The organism is Mesopusillimonas faecipullorum, from assembly GCF_020539505.1.
Taxonomy (GTDB): Bacteria; Pseudomonadota; Gammaproteobacteria; order Burkholderiales; family Burkholderiaceae_B; genus Mesopusillimonas; species Mesopusillimonas faecipullorum.
Map to the genome: position 1 here is coordinate 149439 of NZ_JACDXW010000004.1, position 12734 is coordinate 162172.

At 57.0% G+C, this 12734-nt stretch carries 11 protein-coding genes; 7 read left to right on the top strand and 4 right to left on the bottom strand.

Annotated features, from left to right (window positions below):
- Positions 1–16: 16 nt before the first annotated feature.
- Positions 17–2251: an FUSC family protein gene (locus H0484_RS09020; protein WP_226954249.1), complete on the bottom strand. Its 2235-nt coding sequence runs from the start codon at positions 2249–2251 to the stop codon at positions 17–19.
- Between the two features lie 443 nt (positions 2252–2694).
- Between H0484_RS09020 and H0484_RS09025 the strand changes: the two genes are divergently transcribed.
- The 5 genes from H0484_RS09025 to pssA all read left to right on the top strand — a co-directional run bounded on the left by H0484_RS09025 (position 2695) and on the right by pssA (position 7636).
- Complete coding sequence (locus H0484_RS09025) at positions 2695–4416, top strand: acetolactate synthase 3 catalytic subunit (RefSeq protein WP_226954250.1); 1722 nt, start codon at positions 2695–2697, stop codon at positions 4414–4416.
- 20 nt (positions 4417–4436) lie between these two features.
- Positions 4437–4928, top strand: a complete 492-nt coding sequence (ilvN, locus tag H0484_RS09030; protein ID WP_226954251.1) for an acetolactate synthase small subunit — start codon at positions 4437–4439, stop codon at positions 4926–4928.
- A gap of 112 nt (positions 4929–5040) precedes the next feature.
- Positions 5041–6057, top strand: a complete 1017-nt coding sequence (gene ilvC / locus H0484_RS09035; protein ID WP_226954252.1) for a ketol-acid reductoisomerase — start codon at positions 5041–5043, stop codon at positions 6055–6057.
- 171 nt (positions 6058–6228) lie between these two features.
- On the top strand, positions 6229–6885 hold the full coding sequence (locus H0484_RS09040) for a phosphatidylserine decarboxylase (RefSeq protein WP_226954253.1): 657 nt from the start codon (positions 6229–6231) through the stop codon (positions 6883–6885).
- Positions 6878–7636: a CDP-diacylglycerol--serine O-phosphatidyltransferase gene (gene pssA, locus H0484_RS09045; protein WP_226954254.1), complete on the top strand. Its 759-nt coding sequence runs from the start codon at positions 6878–6880 to the stop codon at positions 7634–7636. Before H0484_RS09040 ends, pssA begins: the two co-directional genes overlap by 8 nt.
- Here the strand turns inward: pssA and H0484_RS09050 are convergent.
- On the bottom strand, positions 7633–8178 hold the full coding sequence (locus H0484_RS09050) for a hypothetical protein (protein WP_226954255.1): 546 nt from the start codon (positions 8176–8178) through the stop codon (positions 7633–7635). The two genes, pssA and H0484_RS09050, sit on opposite strands and share 4 nt — an antisense overlap.
- A gap of 210 nt (positions 8179–8388) precedes the next feature.
- On the opposite strand from H0484_RS09050, the gene rpsO reads away from it, so the two are divergent.
- On the top strand, positions 8389–8658 hold the full coding sequence (gene rpsO, locus H0484_RS09055; protein ID WP_226954256.1) for a 30S ribosomal protein S15: 270 nt from the start codon (positions 8389–8391) through the stop codon (positions 8656–8658).
- A 96-nt stretch (positions 8659–8754) separates the two neighbouring features.
- Positions 8755–10893: a polyribonucleotide nucleotidyltransferase gene (pnp, locus tag H0484_RS09060; protein WP_226954257.1), complete on the top strand. Its 2139-nt coding sequence runs from the start codon at positions 8755–8757 to the stop codon at positions 10891–10893.
- 124 nt (positions 10894–11017) lie between these two features.
- On the opposite strand, the gene H0484_RS09065 is transcribed toward pnp, so the two are convergent.
- Together H0484_RS09065 and H0484_RS09070 are read right to left on the bottom strand one after the other, a co-directional pair.
- On the bottom strand, positions 11018–11701 hold the full coding sequence (locus H0484_RS09065; protein ID WP_226954258.1) for a glutathione S-transferase: 684 nt from the start codon (positions 11699–11701) through the stop codon (positions 11018–11020).
- A gap of 12 nt (positions 11702–11713) precedes the next feature.
- A complete protein-coding gene (locus H0484_RS09070; protein WP_226954259.1) occupies positions 11714–12583 on the bottom strand; it encodes a DMT family transporter in 870 nt (289 codons plus the stop codon).
- Positions 12584–12734 lie beyond the last annotated feature (151 nt).

Consider the following 12734-nt stretch of genomic DNA (forward strand, 5'->3'; position numbering starts at 1 on the left):
CCGAGAACATGCTGGCCTAAGCGGCTAGTGTTCGAGGGGGCGGGATGACTTCGTCTGGAGGCTCCAGGGCACGCATTTCCTGGCGTATCAGCTGTGCCGCTTTCAGCATTTGGCGCAGCGGGTAGGCCAGGGCTGCCAGTTCGCCTTCAGTTTCCAGCGAGATGCCGGTGTCGGCCTCGTGGCCTGCAAGCAAGGTGTCTATGGTGTTCAGCGCCAGTTGAATGCCGGGGGGGATCTCGCGTAGCTGAGCCAATTGCGGCACGGCAGCGCTAATCTGTTGGGCCAAAACGTGGTTTTGGATCAGCAGATGATTCAACTCGGGCACTTTACGCTGTTGTCGCACCGGCTCGTTGGACATCCGATAAAACGCCGCCGCAAAGTTGCTGAAAGCGATATGCACGTTCTTGCGCCCCAAACGCCAAGCGACCTCGGCCTCGTTGCGTTCAGATTGCAAGGCCAGCGTATCTTCGCCGGCGGAAGACTGCAAAGCCCGCTCGGCCTTGGCGTAGCGTAGGCCTGCATGAAGAAAACGCTGGTTGGCGCGTAATAGGGCGCGAGCCAGCGAGCCCATGAAATTGGCCTCCCACCAGGGCAGAATGTAGCTGCATACGGCGGCCAGCAAGCAGCCTATCAGGGTGTCGATCAGCCTTTCCCCAATAATGAAGCTGCTGCTGGGCGACATGATCTGAAAAGCCAGCACCACCGTCAGCGTATTGAAGACAGCCGCTGCCATGAAGCGGGTGACCACCATGCTATAGCCCAAAATGCAGGAAACGACCAAGATGCCAAACATGACGTCGGGGTTGGAAGTTAAGTGCAGCACGATCAGTGCCAACAGGCTACCCAGGCCGGTGCCTATCAACCTCAGGTTATTGCGTTGACGCGTCAGGGCAAAGCCGGGGCGCATGATGACGACGATGGTCAGGATAATCCAGTAGCTGTGGATCTCGATAACACCCGCCCAAGTGCTGCCGCTAGTGATCAGCCCCAAGCTCCTGCCTATCAGCAAACCCATTAATGTGGCTAAGGCGACCCGCACGGCGTACCGAAAGTGGGGGGAGTCCAGACGCAAGTTCGATGTCAGCATTCCGAGGCGTATCGGGTTGCTTGAAATGAAACGGCCTAGTTCTTGATGCAACCGGGCATCCAAAGGGGCTGAAATGTTCTTGCCTTGGCTATGCAGGGCCATGCGTGTCACTATGCGTGATGCGTTGCGTAGCCTGCGTAGCACTTGCACCAGCAAGGCATATACCTCGGGGTGTTGCGTGTTCAGACCCCCTTGCTTCAGGATCTCCAGGTCGTATTCAAAAGCGCGTAGTTCGGCCTTGGCACTGAATTGCTCTTTGGCGGGTTGGTTGCGCGCCACGCATAAGGCAATGTGCTGAAGGTTGTCTGCCAGCTTGACCAAAGCGTCGCGGGCAAAGGTCATCATGTCGTGGCCCGGCAGCATGCGGTGCAGGGTGGCGTAATCGGTGTGGGTGGCAACCAGCGTGTCCAGCAGGTCGACCATATCGGTGAAGATGCTAAGAGTGGTCAGGCGCTGGCGGTCATCGGCGTGGTTCTGGCGGGGCAGATCGCGCAGTACGGTGTTGCGCGCCACTTGCTGTGCATCTGTCATGGCCGATTGGGCACGTGTCAGTTTGCGATAGTTGTCGTCCAGTTCATCGGGCGCGGTATAAAGACGCGAGCGTGCCAGTACGTACTCGGCCGTGGCATACAGGGCGGAGGCCAAGTGTTGCTGCGTCTCTCGGTGCCAAAGCAGGCGGTGGGTGATAAAGCTATAGCAGAAGTAAAACAGCCCGCCTGCCAACGACTGCAAGGTATGCAGCATCACCGCCTGGGGCTCCAGGGGTGTGCGCATGGTCAGCGTCATCACCAGCAGGCTGGCGAAAGCCATCAAGTTGCCTTGTTTGCCGTATACGCTCAGCATGGACAGGCTGAAAACCAGCAAGGGAACAATCAGCCAGAACAGCAGGCCCGAGGAAAAGGACAAGCCGGTAATGATGACGGTGCAGGTGCCCAGCAAAATGGCACCCAGCATGGTGTTGGTGTTGTGGCGTCGCGGGTTGTCGGGCTGGTCCAGAATGGCAGGGCAGGAAGCCCCGATAGCCGCCACCAAGGCCGCGCTGAGGTCATGCAATACCAGCGTTGCAAATAAGGCAGGTATCAGTACGCCGCCGGCTTGGCGCACGCCACTGAAGAAATACTGGCTGTAAAGAAAGCGTTGCAGCGAGGGTAGGCTGTTAAGCATGGCGTAACGACGTTTTGCGCAGGGCGCCAAACCAGTGAGTATATCGCTGTTATGTGTTGTTTTATGTCATCGTTATTTGCTTCTCTCAAACGCTTGCGGTTTGCGCGTGTTTGTGCAATGCAGTAAATTAGAGGTTTAATCCGCTTTATATCCACAGCGGATGTAGTTGGCCCTGTTTCTCAGGCTACCGCCTGTTTTTCACACGCCTTACTCATTTTGCCGAGGGCCGCGCCACAAGCGTGGGTTGCCACGGCGTCCATTTCTATCTCTGCGCCTCCAAGGCGCATGTGCTGCTCCCCAGTCGGTGCGTTTGGGTCTGGTCAGGCAGTCAGGTGGCGCGGTTCCGTGAACCGCAAAGCGCTGAGCTGTCTTTCCTTGTTCAAAAGTGCCCGGTCCTTCAGTCGGACGCTGGCGGGTTCGCGCAGGTTACGAAAGGAATTCTCATGGAACTCAATGGTGCCGACATCGTCGTACGATGCCTGGCCGAGCAGGGCGTCGAACATGTGTTCGGTTATCCCGGCGGCGCAGTGCTCTACATCTACGACGCTATCTACAAGCAAGATCACTTCAAGCACATCCTCGTGCGTCACGAGCAGGCTGCCGTGCATGCAGCCGATGCCTATTCGCGCTCGTCCAATAAAATCGGCGTCGCGTTGGTCACAAGCGGCCCAGGCCTAACCAACGCCGTCACCGGCATCGCCACCGCATACATGGACTCCATCCCCATGGTGATCATCAGCGGTCAGGTGCCCATCACCTCGGTAGGGCAAGATGCCTTCCAAGAATGCGATGCCATCGGTATTACGCGTCCTTGCGTCAAGCACAACTTCCTGGTGCGCGACGTTAAAGATCTGGCAGACACCCTGCGCAAGGCCTTCTATATTGCCAGCACGGGTCGTCCTGGCCCTGTGCTGGTTGACATCCCCAAAGACATCACCGTTGCGCGCTGCAAGTTTGCCGCACAGCGCGGTGAAGTCAGCATGCGCTCCTATTCTCCGGTTGTGAAAGGCCATCAGGGCCAGATCAAGCGCGCCGTTCAGATGCTGCTGGCAGCCGAGCGCCCCATGATCTACGCGGGCGGCGGTGTGGTGCTGTCCGACGCCTCCGAAGAGCTGCGTCAATTGGTCGAGCTGACCGGCGCGCCTTGCACCACCACCCTCATGGGCTTGGGTGCCTTCCCCTCTAGCGATGCGCGTTATGTGGGTATGCCGGGCATGCACGGCACCTACGAAGCCAATATGGCTATGCAAAATAGCGATGTGCTGGTGGCTGTGGGGGCGCGTTTTGATGACCGTGTTATCGGTAATCCGCGTCACTTTGCCCAGAATCTGCGCAAGATCATCCACATAGACATTGATCCTTCCTCGATTTCCAAGCGCGTGAAGGTGGATGTGCCTATTGTGGGCAATGTGCGCGAGGTGCTGCAAGAGCTCAACACCACTTATCAGCAGTTGTCTGCCGAAACGGCTCCCAACAAAGAGGCTCTGACGCGCTGGTGGCAGCAGGTCGAAGGCTGGCGTGCTCGCAAGTGCCTGGCCTATGCGCCTTCCGACGAACTGATCAAGCCACAGTTTGTCATCGAGAAGCTCTGGGAAGTCACCGGTGGCGACGCGTTCGTGACTTCTGACGTCGGGCAGCATCAAATGTGGGCGGCTCAATATTACGGTTTCGATAAGCCGCGTCGTTGGGTCAACTCGGGTGGCTTGGGCACCATGGGTGTGGGCTTGCCCTATGCCATGGGTGTGCAGATGGCCAACCCAGACAAACCGGTTGCTGTCATTACCGGCGAGGGCTCCATCCAGATGAACATCCAAGAGCTCTCCACCTGCAAGCAGTACCACCTTACGCCCAAAGTGCTGTGTCTGAATAACCGCTACCTGGGCATGGTGCGACAGTGGCAGCAGATCGATTACGAATCACGCTATTCGGAATCCTATGTCGACGCCTTGCCTGACTTCGTCAAGCTGGTCGAAAGCTATGGCCATGTGGGTCTGCGTATCGACAAGCCTGCCGATGTTGAACCGGCGTTACGTGAGGCGTTCGGCAAGCATAAAGATCGCCTTGTCTTCCTGGACATCATCACTGACCAGACCGAAAACGTCTGGCCTATGGTCAAAGCCGGCAAAGGCCTGACCGAGATGTTGCTGGGTTCGGAAGATCTTTGACGCTACAGGACGGCCAAGTTATGAAACACATGATTTCCATTCTGCTGGAAAACGAACCCGGCGCGCTGTCCCGTGTGGTGGGCTTGTTTTCGGCACGCGGATACAATATCGAGACGCTGACGGTAGCGCCTACCGAAGATGCCACTTTGTCGCGTATGACTATCGTTACGCGCGGCTCTGAAGATGTCATCGAACAGATCACCAAACACTTGAATCGCCTCATCGAGGTGGTCAAGGTGGTTGATCTTTCCGAGGGTGCGCACATCGAGCGCGAACTGATGATGATCAAGGTCAGGGCGCTGGGCCGTGAGCGCGATGAACTCAAGCGCATGGCCGACATCTTCCGTGGCCGCATCATCGATGTCACGGACAAGTCGTACACCATCGAACTGACCGGTGATCAGGAGAAAGTCGATGCTTTCATCGCCGCGCTCGATCGCAGCGCTATCCTCGAAACCGTACGTACGGGCATCTCTGGCATAGGCCGGGGTGACCGCATCCTGAAATTGTAATTACAATCCGGGTGCCGGGCGGTCGCGCCGCCTTCGCCGGTCAGCCGGCGTAGCGGCACCCGAACCAACGAACGTCAACCAAATACAAGCTTAGTACTGGAGCAAGCACCAAATGAAAGTCTTTTACGACAAAGATTGCGACCTGTCCCTCGTCAAGGGTAAAACCGTTGCCATCATCGGCTACGGCTCGCAAGGCCACGCCCACGCGCAAAACCTGAACGACTCTGGCGTCAAAGTCATCGTCGGTCTGCGCAAGGGTGGCGCCTCTTGGAACAAAGCGGCCAACGCCGGCCTGGAAGTTCGTGAAGTCGCCGAAGCCGTCAAGGCTGCCGACGTTGTCATGATCTTGTTGCCTGACGAAAACATCGCTTCCGTTTACAAAAACGAAGTCGCTGCCAACATCAAGCCGGGCGCCGCACTGGCATTCGCACACGGTTTCAACGTGCACTACGGCCAAGTCGTGCCGCGTGACGACATCGACGTCATCATGATTGCGCCCAAGGCTCCTGGCCACACCGTGCGTGGCACCTACTCCCAAGGCGGCGGTGTGCCTCACCTGATCGCTGTTTACCAAGACAAGTCCGGCTCCGCCCGCGACATCGCTTTGTCTTACGCCAGTGCCAACGGCGGTGGTCGTGCCGGTATCATCGAAACCAACTTCCGCGAAGAAACCGAAACCGACCTGTTCGGCGAACAAGCCGTGCTGTGCGGTGGTGCCGTCGAGCTGATCAAAGCGGGTTTCGAAACGCTGGTCGAGGCTGGCTACGCTCCCGAAATGGCCTACTTCGAATGCCTGCACGAGCTCAAGCTCATCGTAGACCTGATCTACGAAGGCGGCATCGCCAACATGAACTACTCGATCTCCAACAACGCCGAGTACGGTGAATACGTCACCGGCCCGCGCGTCGTTACGGAAGAAACCAAGAAGGTCATGAAGGACGTTCTCAAGGACATCCAAACCGGCGAATACGCCAAGAGCTTCATCCTGGAAAACCAGGCTGGTGCTCCCACGCTGCAATCGCGTCGCCGCCTGAACGCCGAGCACGACATCGAAGTGGTCGGTGCCAAGCTGCGCGCCATGATGCCCTGGATTGCCGCCAACAAGCTGGTTGACCAAAGCAAGAACTAAGTCAGGTGCCAGGCACGTTTTGACTGTTCTCAAGGCCTGCCTGCCCGAGCCGAGCACCCTTTCCGGGTGGTCGATATGCCGGGCGGGCTAGGCTTTCAGCCCCACAAGCCGTAAAATTTTGCGGCTTGTGGGGTTTTTGCTTGTCCCGCGCGTCTTTTTCCAGGCTTTCTCATGAAAACTCCTCCGTATCCGCATCCGCTCATCGCCCGTGAGGGTTGGCCTTTCCTGGCCGGCAGCGTAGTGCTGGCCTTGGTCGTCACCTATTTCGCCGGTTGGGCTGCGTTGCCGCTGTGGCTGCTGGCCTTGTTTGTCCTGCAGTTCTTCCGCGACCCGGCGCGTCCTGCGCCAGAGGGGGAAGCCGATGTCCTCAGCCCCGCCGATGGCCGCATTGTGGCGATCGAGGAATGTGCAGACATCTATCACGAGGGCCGCGCCGCCTTGAAGATCAGTGTCTTCATGAATGTCTTCAATGTGCATTCGAACCGTGCGCCGGTCGATGGCGAAATCCTCAGCACGGCTTACTTTCCGGGTAAGTTTCTGAATGCTGCCATCGACAAGGCTTCGCTCGAAAACGAACGTAATGCCATTGTTCTGCGTACCCCTCGTGGGCACATCGTTACGGCGGTACAGGTGGCGGGTTTGGTCGCGCGTCGTATACTTTGTTATGTAAAAACAAACGACACGGTTTATAAGGGCCAGCGTTACGGTTTCATCCGCTTTGGCTCGCGCGTCGACGTTTACTTGCCGCCAGGTTCGCGTCCCCGGGTCGCCATCGGCGACAAGGTGCGTGCAACCAGCACTGTATTAGCCGAACTGCCTCATGCCTGATACCAACGAAGAAACCCGGCGCCGGCGCAGCATTTACCTGCTGCCCAACGCCTTTACCACCGCCAATCTGTTTGCGGGCTTCTATGCCGTCGTGCAAGCCATGAACGGTCGCTTCGACGTCGCGGCCATTGCCATTTTTGCGGCCATGGTCTTCGATGGCATGGATGGTCGTGTTGCCAGGCTGACCAATACCCAGTCGGCTTTCGGTGAGCAATATGACTCGCTCTCCGACATGACGTCTTTTGGTGTTGCACCCGCGTTAGTGATCTATGAGTGGGCCATGCAAGACCTGGGGCGCTGGGGCTGGCTGGCGGCGTTTATCTACGTGGTGGGCGCAGCCTTGCGCTTGGCACGGTTCAATACGCGCATTGCCACGGTAGATAAACGTTTCTTTCAGGGGCTGCCCAGCCCCGCGGCTGCGGCCTTGGTGGCGGGCTTTGTCTGGGTGGCGGTAGACAACAAGCTTAACTGGCCTGCCGCGAGTATTGCCTGGGTGGCTTTTGCCGTCACGGTGTATGCGGGCGTGGCCATGGTGTCTAATGCCCCGTTTTACAGTGGCAAAACCTTCGCTCTGGGGCGCAGCGTGCCTTTCTGGGCCTTGCTGGCCCTGGTGGCGGTGTTCGTCTTCATATCCAGTGACCCGCCCCTTATGCTGTTTGGGCTGTTCATCGTATATGGTCTTTCGGGGTGGGTGCTGATGGCTTGGCGCTGGCGTCGTGCGCGCCAGCTTAAGCGGCGTTCCGTCAGTTAAAAGAAGGGCCAGTTGTCTTTTTCGTACATGGGGTCAGGGCCGGGATGAAACCGAGTCACCTTTTTGCCGTCCTTCCCCAGGTACACATGCATCATCGAATTCCATACGCCGGCTTGCTGGTAGCGGTAGCTCCAGACTATCTGCAAGTTCGACGGTAGGCCCACTCTGCCTTTTTCGGCGGGTGGCCCAAATTCGCACAATACTTGTTCCGCAGTCCAGTCTCCTTGGGCCAGCTTGCTGAAATTGTTGTCGGTCAGCAAAGCTTCTACACCCGAAATGGTGCCGTCGGCATTCACGTTGGTGCCCCAGGCAAACTGCCCGAAGGGTTGACGCGACCAGATCAGTCGTTCACGACCGTCATTTAGCTGGCATGTATAGTTTGGGCGACCCAAACGCGCCTCGGCCTGAGCAAGCGGCGTGCCTGCGGTGAGGGTGACAGGGTTGGCGCAGCCCATCAGCGCCAAGCCGGTCAACAATAAGCAACCTATCAGTTTGCTTGAGCCAGCCTGGGCGAGGCGCGATGTATAAGTGGAAACTTTCATTCGTGTCAGAAAAATTGCTTGAATTGCCATGCAGGGGTAGCCAGCATGGCTGGGTTCGGTCTTAAGCCGGGAATTTGCTATAATGCGGCCTGCTGATCTAAATAGATAGCACCATTATGCGGCCCTTGTAACTATGGGTCGAGTTTTGTCTTTAATGTCATTCACGTCAGGGCACCTCGGCCCCGACGCATGTCCTAGAGGTCTACTATCATGTCCGTTGCTGACATCAAAAAATCCGATATCGTTGCACAATTCCAACGCGCTCAGGGCGATACGGGTTCCCCCGAAGTCCAAGTCGCACTGCTTACCGCCCGCATCAACGAATTGACCGGGCACTTCAAAGAACACAAGAAAGACCACCACTCGCGTCGCGGCCTGCTGCGTATGGTCAGCCGCCGTCGCAAACTGCTCGACTACCTGAAAGGTCGTAGCCCTGACTCCTATCGCGCACTGATCGAAAAACTCGGCCTGCGCAAGTGATTCCGGGGCTGGTTCCCCCACTCATGTGCAACCGTGTAGACGGCACCTTACCCGTGCCGTCTACACGGTTTTTCATTTTCAAGGATATAACTCCCCATGTTCAATAAAGTGGCCAAATCCTTCCAGTACGGCCAGCACACTGTCGTGCTTGAAGCCGGCGAAATAGCACGCCAGGCGTCTGGCGCCGTCGTTGTTTCCATCGAAGACACCGTTGTGTTGGCAACAGTGGTTGCCGCCAAAAAAGCCAAAGCCGGCCAGGATTTCTTCCCCCTTACCGTTGATTACGTCGAGAAAACTTACTCCGCTGGTCGTATCCCCGGTGGTTTCTTCAAACGCGAAGGCAAGCCCTCCGAAAAAGAAACGCTTACTTCGCGTCTGATCGATCGTCCGTTGCGCCCCTTGTTCCCCGAGGGTTTCTACAACGACGTTCAGGTCATTATTCATGTGCTGTCGGTTAATCCTGAAATCGATCCAGACATCGCAGCCATGCTGGGCGCATCGGCTGCGCTGGCAATTTCCGGTATTCCCTTCAATGGTCCTATCGGCGCAGCACGCGTAGGCTATGTAGATGGCCAATACCTGTTGAACCCCACGGTTTCTCAACTCCAGCAGTCCAAGCTTAACTTGGTGGTCGCGGGTACCGAGGCCGCTGTGCTGATGGTCGAGTCCGAAGCGCAAGAGCTCTCCGAAGAAGTCATGCTAGGCGGCGTTACCTATGGCCACCAGCAGATGCAAGCGGCTATCGATGCTATCCACGATCTGGTGGCTGAAGCCGGCAAGCCCGAATGGGACTGGCAGCCTGCTCCCAAGAACGAAGCGCTGATCACCGCTGTTCGTGCGGCTGCTCAAGAAGGGCTGCAAACCGCCTACAAAACGCGTGAAAAACAGCAGCGTACGACTCAGCTTCGCGAGGTCTACGCCGACGTCAAAGCCAAGCTGGCCGAGCATGCCAGCGCCCGCGGTGAAGACACGCCTGATAGCGTTGAAGTTGAAAACATCCTGTTCGACCTCGAAGCCGAGCTGGTTCGCGGTCAGATTCTGGCTGGCGAGGCTCGTATCGATGGTCGCGACACGCGTACCGTACGCCCCATCAGCGTTCGCTTGGGCGTCCTGCCTCGTGCGCACGGTAGCGCCTTGTTTACGCGCGGTGAAACCCAAGCCTTGGTTATTGCTACCTTGGGTACACGCCAAGACGAGCAAATCATTGACTCCGTGATGGGCGAGTACCGTGATCGCTTCATGATGCACTACAACATGCCTCCGTTCGCTACGGGCGAGACCGGTCGTTTCGGTGCTCCTAAGCGCCGTGAAATTGGTCACGGTCGTTTGGCCAAGCGTGCATTGATCTCCATGTTGCCCGCCCAAGAAGATTTCCAGTACACCATTCGCGTGGTGTCCGAGATCACCGAATCCAACGGTTCCTCGTCCATGGCTTCCGTTTGCGGTGGCTCCTTGGCCATGATGGATGCCGGCGTGCCCGTCAAATCTCACGTGGCTGGTGTGGCCATGGGTCTGATCAAAGACGGCGGCAAGTTCGCTGTGCTGACAGATATTCTGGGTGACGAAGATCACTTGGGCGACATGGACTTCAAGGTGGCGGGTACCGAAAACGGCATCACCGCGCTGCAGATGGACATCAAGATCCAGGGCATCACCAAAGAGATCATGCAAGTGGCTCTCGAGCAAGCGCGCGAAGGCCGTCTGCATATCCTGAGCAAAATGGTCGAAGCACTCGATGGCTCACGCACCGAACTGTCTGCCTATGCTCCGCGTATGCTCACAGTCAAGATCAACCCCGAAAAAATCCGTGATGTCATCGGCAAGGGCGGCGCTACCATCCGCGCCCTGACCGAAGAAACCGGCACGCAGATCGATATCGGTGAAGACGGCACCATCACCATTGCCAGTGCTGATCTTGATAAGGCTCATGAAGCCGAGCGTCGCATCAAAGAGCTGACCGCTGATGTCGAAGTGGGTCAAGACTACGAAGGTCCGGTTCTGCGTTTGCTTGATTTCGGCGCCATTGTGCAAGTTTTGCCGGGTCGCGATGGTCTGTTGCACATCTCCGAGATTGCCAACTACCGTATCAACAACATCAACGACGTGCTCAAAGTGGGCCAGGTTGTACGTGTCAAGGTCATCGAAGCCGATGACAAGGGCCGTCTGCGCTTGTCCATGAAAGCCATCGGTGGTATTGAAGCTCAAGGCGGCCCAGCCGGCCCAACGGTAGCTTAATCACACCTTGAAGTGCTGAAAAACGCCGCCGGCTTTAACTAGCCCAGCGGCGTTTTTCTTTTGCTGTGGCAGTTACGCAGTAGTGCTTGTGCTCTAGTTTGGCTAGCCGAAAATAGGCTGGGGCTTAAGTGCGCAGCGCTACGTCAGTGGGCGGAAACAGCGTGGGGGCTTGCTCGGCAGTCCAGGGCGGATATTTCACCATCACCTGTGCGAAAGCTTCGCTGTTTAGAAAGCGCTGCAGCCATGCATGAAGATTGGGCCATGCTTGCTTGTTGAACCATTCTGAGTCGGTGTGGGCAAACTGGCGTATAAAAGGGGCGATGGCCATATCGGCCAGGCTGCGACGGCTGCCACACAAATAGTCGGTGCCGTTAAGGCGTTGATTCAGTTCGTACAGCCAGGAGGCTGCGGCATCGCGGGCCTGGGTGCCGGTGATTTCGCCAGGATAACGGTTGGGGTATTTGTAGCGATCCAGCTGAAACTTGAAGGGCCCATCGTTCTGAGCAATAAGCTGCATCACGTTTTGCTGATGTTGTGCAGAGGCGGGTAAGCATTCCAGCGGGTCGTTATGTGTCAAGGCCCAGAGCATGATGTCCAGGCTTTCCTCCAGGACTTGCCCGTTGCCAAGGACCAGCACAGGTACCGTACCTTTGGGCGAAGCTTCCAGCATCTGCGCTGGTTTGGCTTTAAGGCTTACCTCACGCAGTTCACAGCTTTGACCTGAGGCTGCAAGTGCCAAGCGTGCACGCATGGCGTAGGGGCAGCGCCGAAACGAATACAGAATGGGTGTTTGCGCGATAGCCGTCATTCTAGCCTCGTTTCAGGTTTTATTGCGTCCAGAAAAAAGCGCCACGTATATGCCGCTGCCGGCTATGAGTAGGGCGCCTGCGTAGAACCAGGTGCTGGGCACCTCGTGCCAAATCACCCAGCCGAACAGGGTGGCCCATATCAAGCCGCTATAGTCGAAAGGCGCCACGATGGAAGCGGGAGCCACCCGAAAAGCCTGTGTGATCAGCCCCAGGCCCACCGTGCTGAAAAAGGCAATCCCGGCAAAACCCAGCCAATGCTCGGCTTGAACCGGAACCCAGATCCAGGCGGAGAGCGGGCCGGCGAAAACGGCTTGGCCGACCCCAAGATACAGCATCATGGTCAACATGCTTTCTTGAGCCTTGATATATCGGGCCGTCGTCATCATAACGGCATAGCCTAGGGCTGTTAGCAGCGGCAGCAGGGCAGCCCATTGCATATGGTCGGGGCTGGGCCGCACCACCAATAGCACCCCGGCAAAACCCGTTAATAAGGCTAACCAGCCGGCGAGCGCGACTTTCTCTTTCAGGAAAATCACCGAAATGATGGTGACAAAAAAAGGTGCGCTAAAAGCAATGGCGGTGGCTTCGGCCTGTGGCAAAAAGGTCAGGCTTAAATAAAAGCAGTAGGCCGTCAAGACATTCAGGGCGCCGCGCAGCAGGTGGACGCCCAGATGCGAGGTAAGCAGTGCCTGTCTTCCCCCCAGCTGGCCGGCCAGGATAAGCAGGGCCAACGTGGCGATGCCGCCCCGCAGAAAGACGATCTGCATGGGTGAGTAGATATGGCCTAGCCACTTGGCCAAGGTGTCGCTGACGGTGAGGCTGAATATGCCACCCATGACACAGGCGATGCCCAGTGGGATGCGGGAAGGTGAGGGGCTCATGGAGTGAATGTCTGCTGATATCCGGCTGGCATGATAACAATGAATCGCTTAGTATAAGTGCTGATGCCTGCTTTCCTGATTTCATTCTTTAACAAAAATCCCTGATTGGCGTAGATTATTGCGTGCTAAGATAAAAAAATTTTGTCCGGCA

Coding starts and splice junctions, on each gene's coding strand:
- H0484_RS09020 (WP_226954249.1), bottom strand. CDS start 2,251: ATGCTTAACAGCCTACCCTCGCTGCAACGCTTTCTTTACAGCCAGTAT.
- H0484_RS09025 (WP_226954250.1), top strand. CDS start 2,695: ATGGAACTCAATGGTGCCGACATCGTCGTACGATGCCTGGCCGAGCAG.
- ilvN (WP_226954251.1), top strand. CDS start 4,437: ATGAAACACATGATTTCCATTCTGCTGGAAAACGAACCCGGCGCGCTG.
- ilvC (WP_226954252.1), top strand. CDS start 5,041: ATGAAAGTCTTTTACGACAAAGATTGCGACCTGTCCCTCGTCAAGGGT.
- H0484_RS09040 (WP_226954253.1), top strand. CDS start 6,229: ATGAAAACTCCTCCGTATCCGCATCCGCTCATCGCCCGTGAGGGTTGG.
- pssA (WP_226954254.1), top strand. CDS start 6,878: ATGCCTGATACCAACGAAGAAACCCGGCGCCGGCGCAGCATTTACCTG.
- H0484_RS09050 (WP_226954255.1), bottom strand. CDS start 8,178: ATGAAAGTTTCCACTTATACATCGCGCCTCGCCCAGGCTGGCTCAAGC.
- rpsO (WP_226954256.1), top strand. CDS start 8,389: ATGTCCGTTGCTGACATCAAAAAATCCGATATCGTTGCACAATTCCAA.
- pnp (WP_226954257.1), top strand. CDS start 8,755: ATGTTCAATAAAGTGGCCAAATCCTTCCAGTACGGCCAGCACACTGTC.
- H0484_RS09065 (WP_226954258.1), bottom strand. CDS start 11,701: ATGACGGCTATCGCGCAAACACCCATTCTGTATTCGTTTCGGCGCTGC.
- H0484_RS09070 (WP_226954259.1), bottom strand. CDS start 12,583: ATGAGCCCCTCACCTTCCCGCATCCCACTGGGCATCGCCTGTGTCATG.